The sequence below is a fragment of the Ancylobacter sp. genome, from assembly GCF_965229075.1.
GTDB lineage: Bacteria > Pseudomonadota > Alphaproteobacteria > Rhizobiales > Xanthobacteraceae > Ancylobacter.
On the sequence record NZ_CBDDIO010000001.1, the window covers coordinates 1,170,890 to 1,190,010 of the forward strand.

The following is a 19,121-nucleotide window of genomic DNA, read 5'->3' on the forward strand; positions in this document are numbered from 1 at the left end:
ATTGGCCGGAAGGCTTAGTAGCCGGCGTTCGCGACAGGCGCGGCGCCCGCGACAATGGCGATGCTGGCGCTGGCGCCGATGCGGGTGGCGCCGGCGTCGACCATCGCCCAAGCGGTGGCGGCGTCCCGCACCCCGCCCGAGGCCTTCACGCCCATCTCCGGCCCGACGACCCGGCGCATCAGCGCGATGTCGGGCACGGTGGCGCCGCCGGTCGAAAAGCCGGTCGAGGTCTTGACGAAATCGGCGCCGACCTCCTGCGCGAGGCGGCAGGCGACTTCCTTCTGGGCGTCGGTGAGCAGGCAAGTTTCCAGGATCACCTTGAGCACCGCGCCGCGCGTGGCGTCGCGCACGGCTGCGAGATCGGCCCGGCAGCGCGCGAGATCGCCTTCCACCAGCGCACCGATGTCGATCACCATGTCGATCTCCTGCGCCCCGGCGGCGATGGCGAGACGCGCTTCGGCCGCCTTGGCCTCGGCCCCGCCGGCGCCGAGCGGGAAGCCGATGACGACGCAGGTCTTCACCGGCGTGCCGGCGAGTTCATCGGCGACGAAGCCGGCATGCACCGCGTTCACGCACACCGAGGCGAAGCCATGGTCGCGCGCTTCCGCGCAATAGCGCGCCACTTCGGCGCGCGAGGCTTCCGCCTTGAGAAGGGTGTGGTCGATGATCCCGGCCAGGGCGCGGGAATCGCGCAGGGCTGGTGCGTTTGCTGCCATGTGACGTCTTCACCCAATCAATTTTGTTATGATTATCACAAGATTTGTTGCGAACATTTCACGGCACTCTTGACGAGTCAAGGCGGACCGCCAATGAAGGTGGGGGATGGGGAGCGACGTGAAGAAACCTGAGCGAATCCGGCGGCTGGACGAGCGGCTGCGCGCCGTGGGCGTGCTGCATTTGCGCGATGCCGCCCAGCATCTCGATGTGTCGGAAATGACAGTGCGCCGCGATCTCGCGAGCGCGCCGGAACTGTTCAGCTATCTCGGCGGCTATATCCTGCCCGCCGGGAGCGAACGGGCCTCAACCTACCGGCTCGATGCGGAAATCGACGCCCATGCCGAGGCCAAGGAGGCGGCCGGCCGCGCGGCGGCGCGTCTCGTCGAGCCGGACGACACGATCTTCATCGATTGCGGCACGACCACGCCGCGCATGATCGAGCATTTGCCGGTGACGGGCCGGCTCACCGTCATCACCTATGCGATGAACATCGCCACCCGGCTCGCGGGGCGGCCGAACACGAGCCTGATCCTGCTGGGCGGGCTGTTTCACGCCTCGTCGCAGAGCTTTTCCGGCGAGGAGGCGCTGCGCAGCCTGGAGCGGCTCGGCATCAGCAAGGCGTTCATTTCCGCCGGCGGCGTCCATGCCCAACACGGCGTCACCTGTTCCAACTTCCATGAAGTGCCGGTGAAGCAGGCGGCAATGGCGCGGGCGGCGGTGGCCTATCTCGTCGTCGACTCCAGCAAGATCGACAAGATCAAGCCCGCCTTCTTCGCCCGCCGCGACCAGTTCGCCCGCCTCATCACCGAGGCGGACGCGCAGAGCTGACGGGGCCGCTAGAAGCGGTAGGTCACACCCATGATGGGCCCCTGCATCAGCACGTCGTAGAGAAACGCGCCGTTCTGGTAGTCGACCGACAGCGCGCGGTATCCGGCGCGCAGGGCGAGGTTTTCGTTCCACTGGTAGTTCACGGTGGCGATGGCCTGCCAAGTGAGCTTGGAGCCGACATCGAAGCCGCCGATATCGCCCACCAACGTCAGGCTCCACGGCCCGCCAAGCTGGGCAAGCACACGGGCGGCGATGACCGGATCGATCCAGCTCTCGGCCTGACTGTATTCGAGCCCCGCCGGCAACAAGCCGGGATCGACGGTCAGCCGGTTGTTGAGGTGCCAGTAGCGCAGGCCCGCGCCGGCGTCGACGTCCAGCGTGTCGGATTCGTAGAGGCGATAGAGCACATCGCCCTGCAGCGTCAGGCTGCGCGAACGGATTTCGAAGCCGGCGTTGTAGGGGCCGGGCAGGGTGCCGGAGGGCGTCACCTGGGTGAACATCAGGTCGGCGAGGAAGCCCCAGCGCCCCACCCGCATTTCGCCCGAGCCCATGACCGCGCCGTTGAGGTCCTGCAGCACGTCGCGGAAGCTGAGGTCGATATTGGCGGCGGGCAATGGTGGCAGGGTGGAACTGGTGCCGTGCAGCGCGCTGGCCCAGAGATACATGGTGGCGGAGAAGGTGGGCGTATCCGCATCGACGACCGGCGCGGGCAGGCTCACCGCCGGCGGCGACGGTTCGAGATCGGCGGCGCCGGCCGGCGCGCCGCCGACAAGGGCGAGCAGCGCCGCGCCCAGAAGCGGTGCGGCGGCGGAAGGGCCAAGGACCCGCAAACGGGGCTCGCGCATCAATCGTTCTCCAAACCCATCTCGTAGAGCGCCTCGCCGGGCTGCGCCAGCGGCGCGGAAAGCGTAGCCTTGAGCGCCGCGCTGTAGAAGAGCGGCGGTGCCATGGTGCGGGCGAAATCCACCACGCGCTGCTGCAGCTGCGCCACCTTCTCCGGGTGAGCGGTAGAGAGGTCCGTGGTTTCCGACGGGTCCTTCGACAGATCGAACAATTCGACCTTCGGCGGCAGCGCGACATGCCACACCAGCTTCCAGTCGCCCTCGCGCACCCCCCCCTGGGTCGGGTCGACATTGTAGAGCAGTTCCGCCCGTCCCGGCTGGCCTGCGGCCAGTACCTGCCAGACATCGCCGCCATCGAGCGGTTTCGCCTTGCCGAGACTGGCGCCGGCGAGCTTGGCGAGGGTGGGGAGCATGTCCACCACATGCATCACCCCTTCCGCTGCGCCCGGCGCGATCCGTCCAGGCCAGTTGGCGAGGGCGACGACACGGGTGCCGCCCTCATAGAGCGTGCCCTTGCCCGCGCGCAGCGGCGCGTTGCTGGGCGGAAGGTCGCCTGCAACCGCGCCCTCGCCGGCGAACATCTTGTCGCGCGTGCCGCCATTGTCGCTGTGGAACACGATCAGCGTGTTGTCACGCATCCCCTGCGCGTCGAGCGCCGCCACCACCTTGCCGATCTGCTCGTCCATGGCGGTGATCATCGCCGCATAGGCCCGGCGCTGGGGATCGGCGATGCCCGCATAGGCATCGAGATAGCGCTGCGGCGCCTGATAGGGCGTGTGCGGGGCGGTAAAGGCGAGATAGAGGAACAGCGGCGTCTTCGGATCATGGCCGGCGATCTGGCGGATCGCGTCGGCACCGAACAGCTCGGTGTCGTAGCCCTCTTCCTTCAGCAGCGTGTTGTCGCGGTACCAGTCGGTGACGCCGTGCGCCTCGTGCTTGAAGTGGTCGATCTCGCCGACCAGCGGCCCGTAGAAATAATCGAAACCGCGCTGACGCGGCCAGTACTTGCGGTCGGCATGGCCGAGATGCCACTTGCCGACCAGGGCGGTGCGATAGCCGACCTCCTTCAGTGCCTGCGGCAGCAGGAATTCGTCGGTGGCGAGGCCGTAGCTGGCCCCGGAGGGGATGACGCCCACCTGCAACCCGTAGCGCAGGGGATAGCGCCCGGTCAGCAACGCCGCGCGCGTCGGGGTGCACATCGGCTGGGTGTAGAACTGGCTCAGCGTCGCTCCCGTCGCCGCCAGCGCGTCGAGATTTGGCGTGCGGATGTCGGAGCCCCGGAAGCCGACATCGGCGAAACCGAGATCGTCGGCGACGATGTAGAGAATATGCGGGCGCGGCGCCGCCTCTGCCCGCGCCCCGGAGGAGAGCAGCGACAGGCCGGAAACGGCGGCCAGGAAGCCGGCGCTGCCGGCCAGAACGTCGCGGCGGTTGGGCGCGCGGGCCGGCGCGGCGGGGGGGAGATCACGATCAGTCACGGCAGTTCCTCGGCTTCGGCTCGTCACAGAGGGCGGGCATCGGGGGCGACACGGCGGATGCAGCGGAAACCGATATGCACCGAGGCCGTGTCGAGGGTCTGGGGTTGGCGGGCGGCCGGGCGGTAGCGCCGGCAATAGCTGGGTGCGCAAAGATGCGAACCGCCCTTCAGCACCTTGCGCGGCGCCAATGCGCCCGCCTCCAGCGGATCGGCGCTGTCCTCGCGACGCGCGCCGCGCGGGTTGCGCGAGACGCAGCAGGCCTTTGCGGAGGGGAGGGACGCGGCATGGTTGGCGGCGTACCAGTCGTCGGTCCACTCCCAGACATTGCCGATCATGTCGAACACGCCGTAGCCATTGGCGGGATAGGCGCGGACCGGCGAGGTGCCGGCATAACCGTCCTCGGCGCTGTTTTCCCGCGGGAACGCACCCTGCCAGGTATTGGCGCGGTGGACGCCGCCCGGCACCAATGCGTCGCCCCAGGCGAATTCCGCACCCTCAAGCCCGCCGCGCGCGGCGAACTCCCATTCCGCCTCGCTCGGCAATTGCTTGCCGCACCAGTGCGCATAGGCGAGGGCGTCCTCATGCGCGACATGGACGACGGGATGATCCTCAAGGCTTTCAATTGTGCTGCCGGGCCCCTGCGGATGACGCCAGTCCGCCCCGGGCACGAAGCGCCACCACTGCGTCCAGTCTTCATGTCCCACCGCATGGTCAGGCGCGGTGAAAACGAGAGAGCCGGCCACGAGCAGGCGCGGATCGGCGTCGGGGTAATCCGCCGGGCAGGGGGCACGTTCGGCCAGCGTCCGGTAGCCGGTGGCGGCGACGAAGGCGGCAAAGGCGCAGTTTGTGACCGGTGTCGTGTCGATGAAGAAGCCGTCGACGCCGACGCGGTGGGCCGGCGCCTCTTCGGGATAATGCTGATCCGAGCCCATGGTGAACGTACCGGCGGGGATCCACACCATGCCGGGTGCCGTCAGCGCCTCGGCATCGGCATGCCCCTCGGCCAGAACTGTCAGCTGCATCGCGGCTCCGCTGCCTTCCCGCCGGTGCCGCCCTCGCGGGGTCACGCCAGCGTCGCGATCCGGAGAGACCGCGGATCAGGACCCTAGCACCGCCCCCTCGTCGCGCTCAATTGCCATTTCGCGCCACATCGACCGACGCCAATGGAGCGGCGCCACGCCTTCCCAGCGGTGGAAGGCGCGGATGAAATGGGCGGGATCGCTGTAGCCCAGCTGGCGGGCGATGGACGCGACGGGGAGCCGGCTCCCGGCGAGGCACTGCCGTGCCTGCCGCTGCCGCCACTCATCGACCAGAACCTCGAAACGCAGGCCGAGCGAGGCGAGACGCCGCTGCAGCGTGCGCGGCGAGAGGCCGAGGCTACGCGCGGCATCGATCAGCGACAGGGTGCCGGCGAGCGCCGAGACGGTGATGATCCTTTCAATCGCGGCGACCAGCGCGGCATCGTCGTGCCGCTCATACAGCATGACCGGTGTCGGGACGCTTTCGAACTGCGTCCATGCGGCGCCGAACATTGGGTTGGGGCGGTCGAGCCACGCCGCGTCGAAACCGATGACGAGCCCCTCGCCGTTGCCGAAGACGACATCGGCAGCCAAGGCATCCTCATAGGCACGAACCGGTGCCCGCGCCGGATGCGGAAGGCTCACGCGCAGTGGGCCGGCCTCGTCGCCGGCGACGGCGCGCAGCGCCCCAACCATGAAACCCGCCACCCCGTCATTGAGCACCGCGCTGTGGCCGGGATCGCTGTCCGCGAAACTGTGACGCCAGAACGCTCGCCCGCCATCTTCATCGAGCCGGAGACGCACGCCGCCCTGAAGTGTCGGCATATGCCGGGCATGGGCGGCCAGGCTTTCGCGCAGCGTACGGCCGGAGAACAGCGCCCGCCCGGAAAGGCCCAGCTGCGCCGGCTGGGCGCTGGCGGCGAGGGTGAGGCCCAGCGTCGGCTCGCCCGCCCGCCGCGCCGCCTCGCGCAGCACGGTCGCAATCTGCCCGCGCGCGACGATCTCCTCGCCATCAAGGGCGCCTGTTATGCCGGCCCGGTCGAGCAGCGGCGCAAGTCCCAAACCGCGCGCCTGCGCGACCTGCGGCAGCATGTGCAGCAGAGACAGACGGATCGGATGCCGGTCCCACATCAGCTCGGTTCCAACGCCCGTCCTCTACCGGAGATGGGCTTCAACTCCGCCCCGCAGCGGTCGAAACTACCATTCTCCTTAGCCGCTTGCCTAGCGCGGGGCGAGGGAGGGGACCGCTCCGTCACCGGGGCGCGGCTTCGGGTGCGGGAACCTGATCGAGCAGCCACTTGAACCACGGGTTCGGCTGGTGCGGATCATCCAACCGTACAGCATTGCGAAGAGCGGAGGCGGCGGTGGCGGTGTCACCTTGGCCGAGCGCCAGCTTGCCCTTCCAGAACCACCCATAGGGATTGTCGGGCTGCGCTGCGACGCACTGGTCGACCGCCTCGATCGCGGGTCGCGGGACCTCGTATTGCATGATCACGCCGGCCTTGACGCACGCGTGGGCACTCACGCCCTCGGTGTCGAGCAGTTCGGGAAAATTCAGTGCCTCGACAAGCGTGGTGCCGGAGGGCAAGGCCAGTTGCGCAAGCTCACCAGCCGCCAGATTCCGCACCAGCCGTCCATCGCGGCGCATGAGCCAGATCTCGTCATAGCCCTCAGGCGGACTGTCGAGCAGTGGCACGTAACGGGCCCGCGTGCCCTCCTCGTTTTCGCGCGGGACGAAGGCGACGACCGAGAAGGTCGCAGCCTTGTCGCCGAGAAGTTGGTCGAGAGAGCGAGGGAAAGGGAAAGGCGCGAAGGGCGCGGCCAGGCCGGTGATGAGGATGCGCGAGTGGCGGTCCGCCGGCAAATCGTCGATCTCCTCCCCCAGGCTGAGCCAGAGGTTCTTCAGCATCGCCTCCTGCTGCAGAACCCACCCCCCGGACGCATAGGCGGAGCGGTTGAGAACCGGATTGGCGATGAGGATGACGGCGACGGCACCGGCCAGCATTCCCCAGATCCAGCGTCGTTGGACGAAACCGGCCAGTAGCAGAATGGGCAGGAAGAACAGATAGGCCCCTCTCCATGAATAGCCGACAAAAAAATGATCCGGCAGCGCGGCATTCGGTACCCAGGCCAACGCACCCGCGCCCATAGCGGCGAGAGCCAGCCAAGCCGGCGAGGCCCTCCCCTCCAACCGCCGGCCCCACCATGCAGCAAGCACGAGGATCGCAAGGGCACAGATGAGCGCCGCGTTCACGCCCGTCGTCGCGTAACGCCACCATTCGCTGGCCACGGACAAGGGCGACAGATCGACACGATAGGCCCCCCCGCCGCCCTGGCCGATAAAGACCGATTTCGCCCGGACCGACAGCACCGCGGCGACAAGAGCGGCAGCGGCGAGCGCCAAACCGGGCAGCAACCGCCAGCGCCAATCCCGCCAGTCGGAGAGCACGAGAAACGCGAAGGCTATGCTGAGGCTGGTGAGAACATAGGTTTCTTTGGTGAGGAAAGCATAGGTCGCACCGACGAAGAGGGCGAACGAGGCCCCGCCGGCATGGCGGTTTTTGAGCGCGGCAAATCCGAGGCCCGCGAGCAGGAGCTGCAGGAACGACAGCTGCGCCATGCCGTCATGCGAATAGAATATGTAGAACCCCGGCGCCGTGAACAGCACGAAGAAGTAGAGCGCCGCCGATGCCGCAAACGCCGCTGTGTTTGGCAGGGCGAGAAGGCGACGGAAGATCACCACGCTGAGCGCGGCGTTCAGCAGGGTGACGAGAGCGATGATGCCAATTGTGACACGCATCGGTGCATTGCCGATCAATGCATAAAGATAGGTCCCGATGGGGCGCTGCCCGTGCAGATACCTCAGTGCCACGACGGGGTTTGCCCGCAGATGGTTGACCATGAAGAAATCGGTGTGATGCGGCCAGAACGGCGAGAAATAGCCGGGGAATACGAATCTGAGCGCAACCGCATAGATCAGCGCCGCCAGACAGAGATAGGCGAAAAGCTCCAAGCAACCACCCTTCAGGCGGGCCGTCGCCGCGCGCCCGCGGCCTTCTCGCTCCTCGATCAACACCTTCATGGATGCTGCACACCTTGATGGATTGTCGCCGCCGTCAGCTGACTTAGTGGACGCCCGTGCATCGATCGGGACCGGCTCGGGGGAGGTATCGACCGGTGAAAGCCGACTTGCGAGCAGCCTTTAGCGCCCCTTTCCTACACGTACGGTTCAAGAGCCGCGCGCATCCGTCTCTATTCCTGTCCGGACGCCGCCGCGCGAGACGAGGCGGTCAACGGACCCTGCGGCGACCTGCCGGCCGCTATTTCGGTGCGCCCGCCCGGCGCTCGTGACGGTTGAAGGCATTTCCTTCCGCCCATTCGCCATCGTCGAGATAGGGAAACTGGTCATGGATCGGGCGCCCCATCTCGACTTTGGGTTCGATAGGCGTGTGCGGATCGAGCATGATGTCGAGCAGCCGGAGTCCTTTGGGAGCCAGCATCTCCGGGCGGATGTCGCCGGGCCGTTCGATGCGGTGGTAGTCGATGCCGTAAGCGGCTGCGATACGCTCGAAATCCGGCTGGCTGTACCCCGTCGCGGTCGCGTGATGGCGACCGGCGAGATAGGCATCTTGAAACTGCTTGATGATGCCGTAGCCGGCATTGTTCATGACGATGATGGTCATGTCGATGCCGTAATGCACGGCGGTCTGCAGTTCCTGCAAATTGACCTGAAAGCCTCCGTCGCCGGTCATGCAGACCACCTGCCGCTCCGGCGCCGTCAACTTGGCGCCGATCGCGGCGGGGAGCGCGTAACCCATGGGCGAGTTGCCACCCGCAGTGAACAGCGCCTGTCCGGTGCGGTGAAACGCCTGGAACGCCCAGCAGACGGCCGCGCCGGTATCGTTCACCACCACCGCGTCGCGCGCGACAAGCGCATTGATCCGGCGGATCGCCTCATAGGGCGACTGGCTGCCATTCGCCTCGGCGAAGGTGCTGTGGCACTTGCCGACATAGCGCTGCTGCATCAGCCCCACATGGTCGAGCCACGCATTATTCGCCTCGGGCAAGGCGATCTGTCGCAGGACGGCCGGCAGGTGCTTGAAATCGAGGCGCTCGCAGACATAGCCGTCCGCAGCGTATTTCGCGAGTTCCTCGGCATCCACGTCCAGCACGATTACGCGCGCCTCGGGGGCGAAGGTCGCCGGGTTGCCGGTGCGCTGGCGGTTGTCGAGCCGGCTTCCGAGCACAAGCAGGGCGTCGCAATTCTGGATCAGGAGATTCCCGCCCCGGTTGCCATAGACCCCGACCGTTCCGCAGAAGCCGGGGAGATCGTGGTCGATATAGGTGGCACCCGCCCAGCTCGACACCACGGGCAGGCCGCTCGCGCGCACCCACGCTTCCACCTCCCCCTCGACCCCGGCCAATCCGACGCCAGCGCCCCAATAGAGAAGAGGGCGCCTCGCACCTTCCAGCGCCCGCGTCACCGTCGCGGCGATGCGGGACAGTTCCTCCTCATGTGGCGGAGGCGAAGGAGGTGATGGCAGGGGAGAAAACGCACCCATCTCGGCCTGCTGCAGGTCCATCGGCACGTCGACGAGAACCGGTCCCATGCGCCCCGTCGTGGCCTCGCGATAGGCGACCTCCAGCTCCCGCCGCAGGTCCTCGGGGGTATGAACCTGCACCGCGTATTTGGTGACCGGCCGGGCCATCTCGACGATCTTCGTCTCCTGAAAGCCGATCTGGCGGGGAGCGGCACCGCCGAGCCGTCGGCTCTCGCGCAGGTTCACCTGTCCGGTGATGTGCAGCGACGGGATGGAATCGAAATAGGAGCAGGCAATGCCCGTCAGCAGATTGGTGGCGCCCGGGCCCGATGTGGCCATCGCCGCCCCCACCGTGCCGTTCACCCGCCACACCGCGTCCGCCGCCATCGCCGCGGCCTGCTCATGCTGGACGCAGACATAGTCGATGTCGTCGCGCCGACCGATGGCGTCGATCATGAAGGTGGCGGCGCCCCCGGTCATCAGGAAGACATGGCGTATGCGCTTGCTGGCGAGGAAGGCGGCGATGTACTCGGCTCCGGTCATGGCACGCTCCCCGGATTGGCCGGCTGATCTGTCTTTGGCCCGCCCGCTGCGGCGGCCGCCTCACCGAAATTGAGGCGCTCCCGCTCGAAAACCACGGGTTTCTGGCGCACGCGGGCATAGATCGCCAGCACATATTCGCCGATGAGCCCCATGAAGAACAGCTGGACACCACCGAAGAAGAACAGCGCCACGATGAGCGTGAAGATGCCGGGCTCGGCGAGCCGCTGGTAAAACAGGAGGCCGACAAGAAGGTTGACGATCGAATAGAGGACGCTGAGCCCGGCGAGAACGAAGCCGGCGAAAAGCCCGATCCGCAAGGGCGCGGTGGTGAATGAGGTGATGCCGTTCATGCCCTGGTCGAACAGGGCGGACAGGCGGTTCTTCGACAGGCCGCGTTTGCGGGCCAGCCAGCGATAGGGCACGCCCACCGCCCGCCCGCCGCACTCAAACGTCATCATCCGCATGAACGGATAAGTGTCGTCGATGCGCCGCATGGAATCCACCACACGTCGGTCGACCAGCTGAAAATCACCGACTCCCGGGGGTATGTCGAACTCCGAGAAGCGCGTCAGCGCGCGGTAATAGACCTGACGAAGGGTGCGCATTGACCAGCTCTCGTCGCGGGTCGCCCGGATGCCATAGACGATTTCGTAGCCCTGCTCCCACAGGCGCACGAACTCGGGCAACAGTTCCGGCGGATCCTGGAGATCGGCCGGCAGGAAAATGAGCACCGCATCGCCGGAGGTCGCCATGACGCCATTATAGGTGTTACGGAGCGGGCCAAAATTGCGGGCGTTGACGATGACCCTGACGCTCGGATCCTCAGCGGCCAACCGGCGCAGGATCTCCCCCGTCGCATCGGTCGACGCATTGTCGCAGAAAATGTGCTCCCGCTCATAGCCGGGCAGATGCTCGTCGAAGATCGCCCGCACGGCCGCATAGCATTCAGCGACGTTGTCTTCCTCGTTGTAACACGGGGTGACGACGGAGATTTTCATGGGGCCCCCCGGAAGACGACAAGACGGTTCCCTAGGAACGAAAGAACCACGACGGCAGGCAAAACAAGCAACTGCCCCAACAGCGGCGCCACGCCTGCCGCGGCCAGCAGTTCGAGCGCACCGAGATTGAGCGCGAAGGTCAGAGCATAGATGCCGACGAACAGCGGCAGGCGGCCCCACCGGCTGTTTCCGAAGACCAATCGGCCGGTCGTGACGAAATTGAACAGCACACCCAGAACGGTCGCGACCAGCAGGGCGATCCTATGGTCGCCCGACAGCAGGAAAAGCACCGCGAACAGCGAATAGCCCACCAGCGTATTAAGCCCGCCGACGAGCACGAAGCGGACGAATTGCACCAGCCGCGCCTGACGCGTCGGGTCCGAGGTCAAGGGACAGCCGAGATGCCGGAACATGCTCATTGTCCACCTCGTCCGTTCCGCGCGCCGACATCGGAATGCTCCCGCCCTTGCGAGCCGTACCACCGCAGGGTGGAGGACAGCCCCTCCGCGAGCGTCAGGCGCGGCCGCCAGCCGGTGGCGCGGTGGAGGCGACCGATGTCCGCCTGCAGATGGATGAGTTGGTCGGGCCGGTAGGGCAGCGCGCCAAAACCGAGCGGCAAGGCGGGATCGATGAGGTCGCGCAACAGCGACACCGTGTCTGCGAGTGGCGGCGCCTCGCCCGAGCCGAGATTGAACAGTCCGGCCGCCGCCGGCGTCGTGGCGACGGCCACGATGGCAGCGGCCGCATCGTCCACGTGGAGAAAATCCCACTTCTGGGTGCAGGCGGTGAGGGAAGGGCACTCACCCGCCAGAAGGCTCCGCATCAGGGTCGGGATGAGAAAGGAGGGGTTGTCGCGCGGGCCATACGCGGAGAACAGCCTTATCCACGACCAGCGCAAACCGGCGCGGAGGCAAATCTGCTCCGTGGCGAGCGCGGCGGCCAGCTTCGCCACACCATAGAGCGAGGTCGGACGGGTGGGATGGGTCTCGTCGGCCGCACCGGTCATCGGACCATATTCGGCCTGCGAGCCGATACCGATGAAAGCACCCGCGCCAACTTCAGACGCCAGCGTGGCGAGGTCGGCGGCGACCACGGCGTTGCGCAGTTGCGCCGGCGCGTTCCGCCCCGCCCCGCTCACATCCGCCCACGCAGCGTGAATGACAACCTCCGGCGCAAAGGCGGCAAGCGGCGCGCGCAGGCTGGCCATGTCCTCAAGCGATCCCGAGACCAGGGTGAGGGTGTCCGCGACATCGCCAAAGCGCGCGGGATCCGTGTCAGGACGCACCAGGGCAGCGACCTCGTGGCCGGCGGCGACGAGCTGGCGCGCCGTGGGGCGCCCGAGAAAGCCGCTGGTGCCGGTCATGAAGACGCGCATGGCCGATACCGTCCTAACCGCGCACGAAGCTGCGGAGGGTATCAACCATGTAATCGATGGCGGGATCGCCGAGCCCCGGATAGACGCCGACCCAGAACGTCCCGTTCATCACGATGTCACTGTTGGCGAGGGACCCGACGGCACGATGCGGGCGCCCCGCCATATAGGGTTGGCGCAGCAAGTTGCCGCCGAAAAGCTGGCGCGTGCCGATGCGGTGCGCGTCGAGGTGCATCACCAGCGCCCGTCTGTCGAAAGGCGCACCTTCCCGAACCGTAAGGGGAAAGCCGAACCAGGAAGGATCGGAGTGGGCCGTGGCCTCGGGCAGAATGAACACGTCCTCAAGCTCGGCGAGCCCGGCCTTGAGGCGGTTGAAATTGTGCCGGCGGCTGGCGATGAAGCCGTCCAGACGATCGAGTTGCGAGAGGCCCACGGCCGCCTGCATGTCGGTGATCTTCAAATTATAGCCGACATGCGAATAGATGTACTTGTGGTCGTAGCCATGCGGCAGGTCGCCGAGCTGCCAGTCGAAGCGCTTGTGGCAGGTGTTGTCCGCCCCCGGGGCACAGTAGCAGTCACGCCCCCAGTCCCGGATCGACTCCATCGCTCGACGCAGCCGAGCATTGGCGGTGAAGACCGCGCCGCCTTCACCCATCGTGATATGGTGAGCGGGATAGAAGCTCAACGTGCCGACATCACCGAAGGTCCCGACCGGCTGGCCGCGATAAGTGGCGCCAAGCGCATCGCAGCAATCCTCGACAACCCACAGATTGCGCCGGCGCGCGATCTCCATGACCGCATCAAGGTCGAACGGATTGCCCAGCGTGTGGGCCACCACGATGGCGCGCGTGCGCTCGCTGAGCGCCGCCTCGATCTGATCGGGATCGATATTGTAGGTCGGCAGGTGGATATCCACGAAGACCGGTACCAGGCCGTTCTGCAGCACCGGGTTGATCGTCGTGGGGAAGCCGGTGGCGCAGGTGATCACCTCGTCACCCGGCTTCAGCGCCCGCTCCCCCAGCAAAGGCGAGGTCAGCGCCGAAACTGCCACAAGATTGGCCGATGAACCGGAGTTCACCGTCAGCACATGTTTCCGCTGCACCACCTTGGCCAGTCGCGCCTCAAAGGCGGCGTTGAAACGCCCGGTGGTGAGCCAGAAATCCAGTGCGCTGTCGACGAGGCTCTGCATGTCCCGGGCGTCGAACACGCGCCCCGAAACCGGCACCGGCGATCGGCCGGCGGCGAAGGGCGACGGGGCGTGCCGTGCGTCGTAATAGGCCTCGACCAGCGCCATGATCTGCGCGCGTAATTCCTCGGCGGTCGCAGCCGGCGTTTCGCTCACCATCACCCAATCCTCATTGCGGTCCGCCGTTGCGACACGTCACGTGGCCCTTCGCGCGGCGCTGTAGGCGTCGATTTGCGCAAGCGTGAACGCCCGCATGTCCGCCCCCGCCTGGCAGGCCTTGAACCAGTCCACCGTCAGCGCCACCGCCTCACCGAGATCGAGGGCCGGCTGCCAGCGCAGCTGTGTCCGCGCCTTGGTACAGTCGAGCGCCAGCGTTCGGGCCTCATGCAGGCCGGTCGTGTCGCCCTCGACCCGCCAAGCGGCCCCTTCACCCCAACGCCGCACCAGTTCGTCGGCCAAGCTCGATACCGGGACCTCACTGTCGGTCGCGGGACCGAAATTCCATGCCTGCGCGAAGTCCGCGGCGCGCGGCCCCAGCAGAGCTTCCGCCAGGATGAGATACCCGAACAGCGGTTCGAGCACATGCTGCCAGGGCCGCAGCGCCGCAGGATTGCGCACCGCCAGCACGCGGCCCTGCCCGAAGGCGCGAACCGCATCCGGGACCAGACGATCAACCGCCCAATCGCCGCCGCCGATCACATTGCCGGCCCGAGCCGTCGCCACCGCCGTACCGCCGGCCTTGAAATAGGAGGCGCGAAAAGCCTGGGTGACCAGTTCCGCACAGCCTTTGCTGTTGCTGTAGGGGTCGTGGCCGCCCATGGGATCGGTCTCGCGATACGCCCATATCTGCTCGCGGTTCTCGTAGCATTTGTCGCTGGTCACGATGACCGCGGCCCGCACGCCCCCTCGCCGGCGGATGACATCGAGCACATTCGCCGTACCCATCACATTCGTGGAGTACGTCCTGAGAGGATCGTCATAGGAGGGGCGAACCAGCGATTGCGCCGCCATATGGATGACGACCTCCGGTGCCGCCCGTTCGAACGCAGCTTCAACGGCCGCGAGATCGCGGATATCGCCGATGATGCTATCGAGCGTGCGGGCGTGAGAGAGGTGGGCAAACAGGCTGGGCTCCGTCGGCGGCTCAAGGGCGAAGCCGGTAACGATGGCCCCCAGTTGCTCCAGCCACAGGCCGAGCCAGGCTCCCTTGAAGCCCGTGTGCCCGGTGAGCAGCACCCGGCGTCCCCGCCATGCCGGATCGAGGCTCATGCCCACACCTTCCAGGGAGCCGTGCCGGACACCCAGCGTTCCTGCAAAAGCCGGCGATCGCGCGGCGTGTCCATGGGCTGCCAGAAGCCGTCGTGAAGGAAGGCCTTCAACTCGCCCTGCGAGGCGAGCGTTTCGAGAGGCTCCTGCTCCCATGCCGTTGAGTCGTCCGAAATCAGATCGAGAACCTTGGGCGACAGCAGGAAAAAGCCGCCATTGATCCGGCCCACCTCGTTCGGCGGCTTCTCGCGGAACGAGGCGACACGCCCGTCGGCGTCGATCTCAAGTACTCCGAAGCGGCTTGGCGGCGTCACCGCCGCGATCGTCGCCAGCCGGCCATGGGCTTGGTGAAAGGCCAGTTCCGCCTTGAGGTCGATGTCGGCGACGCCGTCGCCATAGGTCATGGCGAAGCACGGCTCGCCCCGCAGATAGGAGGCCACCCGTTTGAGCCGCCCTCCGGTATTCGTGCCGTCGCCGGTATCAACCAACGTGACCCGCCACGGCTCCGCGGTTTCCCTATGCACCTCCATCGAATTGCCTGCCATGTTGAAGGTTACATCGGACATGTGCAGGAAATAATTCGAAAAATACTCCTTTATGACGTAGCCACGATGGCCCAGGCAAATGATGAACTCATTGAAGCCGTGAGCGGAGTAGATCTTCATGATGTGCCAAAGGATCGGGCGCCCGCCAATTTCGATCATTGGCTTCGGCACGACCGTGGATTCGTCGCTGATGCGGGTGCCGAATCCTCCCGCGAGTATGACGACCTTCATCAGGCGCACATCCCTTCGATGGCCTGCACAAGTTGCCTGCGCATCGTGGCGCGGGAGAAGTGCTCCTGGGCATAGGCCTGCTGCGCGCTCGCCTGTCTTGCCCACAGATCGCCATCCGTAGCGAGCTGGCGCACCGCCTCGGCGAGTTCTGCAGGATTCGCGGTGACCGGACAGATGGTCTCCAGCCCCGGCATGCCTTGCGCCCCGACCGGTGTCGTAACCAGGGGCAACCCATACTGCAGCGCTTCCACCACTTTGGATTTAACCCCCGCTCCGATGCGTAACGGCACGATGGCGACGCGAGAGGTGCGATAGTAGCGCGTGAGATCTTCGGCGCTCACCCAGCCGCGAACGGTCACGCGCTCGGAGGCGAGAGCCTGGACCTCCGCGGTTGGATACGAACCGACAAGCGACAAGTGCAAATCGGGCATGGTTTGCCAGATCAGCGGCATGACCTCTTTCACGAGCCACACGGCGGCATCGACGTTCGGCGAATGCGCAAAGCCGGCCACGAAGAGCAGCCCCTCCCGGGTCTCGAAGTCGGGTGTCTGCGTCGGCAGCTCGGCGATGTAGGGAGAGACAAGCTGAACGGGTGTGGAAGGCTCCATCGCCTTCACCACCGCCACCTCGTCAACGGAGGGATAGAGCACGCAGTCCATCTGCGACCAGATCCACCGCTCCTCCTGCTCCTGCGCCTGTGCCGCCGCCAGGTCTTCAGGCACTCCCGTCGCCTGATGGGCGAGCCGGAGCCTTTGATGATGCAGATCGTGCCCGTAATAGACCGAGCGGGCCCGGGTGTTGATCCGGACGGTATCGATGTATTTCGCGGTGATGTGGGGCCGGCTGAACAGCACGGCGTGCAACTGCCCGCCGAACTCCTTCATCCACTCATTGAAGCCCGTCAGTGTGGACAGCGGCCCGTAGAGAATCTCGATGCCCATGTCCTGAATCAGCGGCGCGTAGTCAGGGTGAAGATAGCCGTTCTCAGTCAGGAACTTCACCACATAGCCGGCACTGAGAAGCTCGGCGAGGAACGCCACCATGGTTCGCGAACCAGCGTCCCGGTCCGGTTCGGGCAGATAGTGATCGATGACCAGTACGACCTTGCCGGTGAAGTTGCGCTCGCGGGCGCGGAATACATTCACCGCGTTGGGATAGTGGCGGGCTTCCAGATCCGCGCGCCACCGCTCGACCAGCCGTTGCTGGTTCCGAACCTGATAGGACTTGATGCCTTCGGACGTGTCGGTACCGTGGGAGACGCCCTCATAGTGGATGACCACGGAGCGCGGCTGGTACAACACTTTCCGAGAAGCCGCCCGCGCCTTGAACGCCAGATCGGAGTCCTCGCAATAAGCCGGAGCATAGGCGGTGTCGAAGCCGCCTTGGTCTCGGAAGAACCCGGCGTCGACGAGGATCGAGGCGCCGGAACAATAATCGACCTCGCGGGTGTAATTGTACTTGGGCAGCGCCGGATCGTCATTGCGCCCGAAATTCCAGGCCGAACCATCCCGCCAGACGATGCCACCGGCTTCCTGCAAACGCCCGTCGGGATAGACCAGCTTGGAGCCGACAATGGCCGCCGAGGGATGCAGAGCGAAGGCGCGAAGCAGCGTGTCGAGCCAGCCTTCGGTCACCTCGGTGTCGTTGTTGAGGAAGTGAAGGTAGCGCCCGCGCGCCTGCCCCGCGGCCTTGTTGCAATTGCTGATGAAGCCCAGATTGGTTTCGTTTTCCAGGAAGATCAGACCGGGAATGCGGCGCAGTATCGCCAGCGCCGGATCATGAGAGGCGTCGTCGATGACGATCACTTCAAAGGTCGCCGCGGGCCGGAAACGGTGCATTGATGCCAGGCACCGCAAGGTGTAGTCGACCTTGCCATAGGTCGGGATAATGACCGAGACGAGAGGCGTGTCCTCGCCAATGCCGAAATCGAGTCCTTCTGCCATCGGCAGCAACTCGATCCCCAGTCCTGCCGCAGTTCCGGGCAGCCCGGACTGCGACCTGCGGATGCCGAAAGCCGACTTCGCCTGCCCACGCAACTCCCGAAGCCGTGGCTTCACCGCGCGGTAGACGGCGGTCTTGCGAATCCGGTCTCTCATCCAGCGCCTAAGCGTGCGCAATGGCCGCCGACGCATCTCCTCGATCTGGCGTGCATAGGAGGCATGGAGTTCGTGCAGAGAACTCAAATGCGCAGCCTCAAATTGACCGCGCTCATATCTGCGGTCGCCGTCAACACGCACAAGCTCCGCCCTGAGCCCCGCGGCTTCCTCCTCCAAGCGGGTGACCTCGGCCGCGGCCGTCTCCCGCGCCTGGACCAGTTGGGCTTCAAGACGCACGGCAAGGGCGGCACCGACCGCTCGCGCATGAGTGAGTTCAGCCCCGAGACGGGCAATCTCCGCCTGAGCCGCCGCCTGCGCATGGACCAGATCGGTGCGAAGTCGCTCAATCTCGGCCTGCTCTGGGGACGCCAGGCCGTTTCCGGCCGCCAGCGGTGCCGCCGCACGCTGCCCCACGAAGTCGGCGTTGAGGCGGTCAATCTCCGCCTGCCCCGTCCGCCGCACATCGGTCAGTTCGGCGTTGAGCCGGTCGATTTCCGCCTGCCCAGCCCTATGGACGGCGGCGAGTTCGGCGTTGAGCCGGTCAATCTCGGCCTGTCCCCTGCGTCGAACATCGCCGAGCTCGTCGTTCAGCCGACCGATTTCGGACACGCCGGCCCGCGCGCTTTCCTCGGCACTGAGCCGGGCACCTTCGAGGGCGCGAAAGTGGTTCGGCGAATGGAGCACGCTGTGGCTCAGAGCCGGCAATTTTTCGTTTGAAGCGACCGCGATCAGATAGGGCGCCTCGGGCACGCCCACGCAGGAGGAGAAGTTGGTGCCATCATCGCTGATGAAGCCGGCGACGCCCCGCGCCCCCGTCGCCTCGTCGCCCAGGATCACCGACCCCCACAGGGCACGCTGTTCGAACAGCGCGATATGAGCAAAACGGGTCGCCAACAGGTCGCGCAGTTCCTGGCGGTCCAGTTCACGCACGTGGAAGGCGTTCTTGAAATCCCGCTTCTCCGAATAGGTGACGCGGTCCGGGGACGAAATCACCAGCATTCCGCCGGGGCGCAGGACGCGGAGGACCTCTCGGACAAAGGCTGGCTGGTCCTCAAAATGCTCCAGAGTCTCGAAGCTTACGACAACATCGACCGACTGCGCCTCAAGCGGCAGCGCCTCGGCCTTGCCCTCGCGGAACGAGACGGTCGCCGTTGCATGGTTGCGCGCCGCGAAAGCAACGGAAGCGGCGTCTATGTCGACACCCACCACGGAACGCGCGACCTGACCAAGGAGATGGCTTCCATAGCCCTCTCCGCTCGCCACATCGAGAACGTCTTTGCCCTCGCAGAATGGAAGGGCGAAGAGATAGCGGTGATAGTGCTCGTGCTGAATCTCACCCACCAGACCGGAAACATAGCGCTCCCCGGTGAAAGCCATGCTCTCTTCGGGAGACGGAAACCGGAACGTTGAAGGTCGGTGGGGAGAATCGGTCATGGATGCAATTCTAGATAGTGAACAC

Annotated in this window: 15 protein-coding genes; 1 reads left to right on the plus strand and 14 read right to left on the minus strand. The window is 66.0% G+C overall.

Annotated elements, in window-relative coordinates; all coding sequences use genetic code 11:
• Nucleotides 1-14 precede the first annotated feature (14 nt).
• Nucleotides 15-716 (minus strand): deoxyribose-phosphate aldolase, encoded by a 702-nt coding sequence (gene deoC, locus ACO07Z_RS05790; protein ID WP_421697795.1) that lies wholly within the window; start codon nucleotides 714-716, stop codon nucleotides 15-17.
• A gap of 118 nt (nucleotides 717-834) precedes the next feature.
• Here deoC and ACO07Z_RS05795 point away from each other — a divergent pair, with 118 nt between their 5' ends.
• Nucleotides 835-1,545 (plus strand): DeoR/GlpR family DNA-binding transcription regulator, encoded by a 711-nt coding sequence (locus tag ACO07Z_RS05795; RefSeq protein WP_421697796.1) that lies wholly within the window; start codon nucleotides 835-837, stop codon nucleotides 1,543-1,545.
• Nucleotides 1,546-1,553: 8 nt separating this feature from the next.
• Here ACO07Z_RS05795 and ACO07Z_RS05800 read toward each other — a convergent pair whose 3' ends face one another.
• The 13 genes from ACO07Z_RS05800 to ACO07Z_RS05860 all read right to left on the minus strand — a co-directional run bounded on the left by ACO07Z_RS05800 (nucleotide 1,554) and on the right by ACO07Z_RS05860 (nucleotide 19,096).
• Nucleotides 1,554-2,390, minus strand: a complete 837-nt coding sequence (locus ACO07Z_RS05800; RefSeq protein ID WP_421697797.1) for a hypothetical protein — start codon at nucleotides 2,388-2,390, stop codon at nucleotides 1,554-1,556.
• A complete protein-coding gene (locus tag ACO07Z_RS05805; protein WP_421697798.1) occupies nucleotides 2,390-3,865 on the minus strand; it encodes an arylsulfatase B in 1,476 nt (491 codons plus the stop codon). Before ACO07Z_RS05805 ends, ACO07Z_RS05800 begins: the two co-directional genes overlap by 1 nt.
• Nucleotides 3,866-3,888: 23 nt before the next feature.
• Nucleotides 3,889-4,887: a formylglycine-generating enzyme family protein gene (locus tag ACO07Z_RS05810; RefSeq protein ID WP_421697799.1), complete on the minus strand. Its 999-nt coding sequence runs from the start codon at nucleotides 4,885-4,887 to the stop codon at nucleotides 3,889-3,891.
• A gap of 75 nt (nucleotides 4,888-4,962) precedes the next feature.
• Nucleotides 4,963-6,015 (minus strand): AraC family transcriptional regulator ligand-binding domain-containing protein, encoded by a 1,053-nt coding sequence (locus tag ACO07Z_RS05815; protein ID WP_421697800.1) that lies wholly within the window; start codon nucleotides 6,013-6,015, stop codon nucleotides 4,963-4,965.
• Between the two features lie 121 nt (nucleotides 6,016-6,136).
• Nucleotides 6,137-7,966, minus strand: a complete 1,830-nt coding sequence (locus tag ACO07Z_RS05820; protein ID WP_421697801.1) for a hypothetical protein — start codon at nucleotides 7,964-7,966, stop codon at nucleotides 6,137-6,139.
• Between the two features lie 238 nt (nucleotides 7,967-8,204).
• Entirely contained in the window at nucleotides 8,205-9,968 is a 1,764-nt protein-coding gene (locus tag ACO07Z_RS05825) for a thiamine pyrophosphate-binding protein (protein WP_421697802.1), read from the minus strand.
• On the minus strand, nucleotides 9,965-10,966 hold the full coding sequence (locus tag ACO07Z_RS05830) for a glycosyltransferase family 2 protein (RefSeq protein WP_421697803.1): 1,002 nt from the start codon (nucleotides 10,964-10,966) through the stop codon (nucleotides 9,965-9,967). Before ACO07Z_RS05830 ends, ACO07Z_RS05825 begins: the two co-directional genes overlap by 4 nt.
• Nucleotides 10,963-11,385, minus strand: coding sequence for a GtrA family protein (locus tag ACO07Z_RS05835; protein WP_421697804.1), 423 nt, complete (start codon nucleotides 11,383-11,385; stop codon nucleotides 10,963-10,965). Before ACO07Z_RS05835 ends, ACO07Z_RS05830 begins: the two co-directional genes overlap by 4 nt.
• Nucleotides 11,382-12,341: an NAD-dependent epimerase/dehydratase family protein gene (locus tag ACO07Z_RS05840; RefSeq protein ID WP_421697805.1), complete on the minus strand. Its 960-nt coding sequence runs from the start codon at nucleotides 12,339-12,341 to the stop codon at nucleotides 11,382-11,384. The genes ACO07Z_RS05835 and ACO07Z_RS05840 overlap by 4 nt, the downstream gene beginning before the upstream one ends.
• A gap of 13 nt (nucleotides 12,342-12,354) precedes the next feature.
• The gene (rfbH, locus tag ACO07Z_RS05845; protein WP_421697806.1) at nucleotides 12,355-13,683 is read right to left on the minus strand and encodes a lipopolysaccharide biosynthesis protein RfbH; all 1,329 of its coding nucleotides are present in this window, start codon (nucleotides 13,681-13,683) and stop codon (nucleotides 12,355-12,357) included.
• 36 nt (nucleotides 13,684-13,719) lie between these two features.
• A complete protein-coding gene (rfbG, locus tag ACO07Z_RS05850; protein ID WP_421697807.1) occupies nucleotides 13,720-14,793 on the minus strand; it encodes a CDP-glucose 4,6-dehydratase in 1,074 nt (357 codons plus the stop codon).
• Entirely contained in the window at nucleotides 14,790-15,566 is a 777-nt protein-coding gene (gene rfbF / locus ACO07Z_RS05855; RefSeq protein ID WP_421697808.1) for a glucose-1-phosphate cytidylyltransferase, read from the minus strand. The genes rfbG and rfbF overlap by 4 nt, the downstream gene beginning before the upstream one ends.
• Nucleotides 15,566-19,096 (minus strand): glycosyltransferase, encoded by a 3,531-nt coding sequence (locus ACO07Z_RS05860; protein ID WP_421697809.1) that lies wholly within the window; start codon nucleotides 19,094-19,096, stop codon nucleotides 15,566-15,568. Before ACO07Z_RS05860 ends, rfbF begins: the two co-directional genes overlap by 1 nt.
• Nucleotides 19,097-19,121: the final 25 nt, after the last annotated feature.

Coding starts and splice junctions, on each gene's coding strand:
- deoC (WP_421697795.1), bottom strand. CDS start 716: ATGGCAGCAAACGCACCAGCCCTGCGCGATTCCCGCGCCCTGGCCGGG.
- ACO07Z_RS05800 (WP_421697797.1), bottom strand. CDS start 2,390: ATGCGCGAGCCCCGTTTGCGGGTCCTTGGCCCTTCCGCCGCCGCACCG.
- ACO07Z_RS05810 (WP_421697799.1), bottom strand. CDS start 4,887: ATGCAGCTGACAGTTCTGGCCGAGGGGCATGCCGATGCCGAGGCGCTG.
- ACO07Z_RS05815 (WP_421697800.1), bottom strand. CDS start 6,015: ATGTGGGACCGGCATCCGATCCGTCTGTCTCTGCTGCACATGCTGCCG.
- ACO07Z_RS05820 (WP_421697801.1), bottom strand. CDS start 7,966: ATGAAGGTGTTGATCGAGGAGCGAGAAGGCCGCGGGCGCGCGGCGACG.
- ACO07Z_RS05825 (WP_421697802.1), bottom strand. CDS start 9,968: ATGACCGGAGCCGAGTACATCGCCGCCTTCCTCGCCAGCAAGCGCATA.
- ACO07Z_RS05830 (WP_421697803.1), bottom strand. CDS start 10,966: ATGAAAATCTCCGTCGTCACCCCGTGTTACAACGAGGAAGACAACGTC.
- ACO07Z_RS05835 (WP_421697804.1), bottom strand. CDS start 11,385: ATGAGCATGTTCCGGCATCTCGGCTGTCCCTTGACCTCGGACCCGACG.
- ACO07Z_RS05840 (WP_421697805.1), bottom strand. CDS start 12,341: ATGCGCGTCTTCATGACCGGCACCAGCGGCTTTCTCGGGCGCCCCACG.
- rfbH (WP_421697806.1), bottom strand. CDS start 13,683: ATGGTGAGCGAAACGCCGGCTGCGACCGCCGAGGAATTACGCGCGCAG.
- rfbG (WP_421697807.1), bottom strand. CDS start 14,793: ATGAGCCTCGATCCGGCATGGCGGGGACGCCGGGTGCTGCTCACCGGG.
- rfbF (WP_421697808.1), bottom strand. CDS start 15,566: ATGAAGGTCGTCATACTCGCGGGAGGATTCGGCACCCGCATCAGCGAC.
- ACO07Z_RS05860 (WP_421697809.1), bottom strand. CDS start 19,096: ATGACCGATTCTCCCCACCGACCTTCAACGTTCCGGTTTCCGTCTCCC.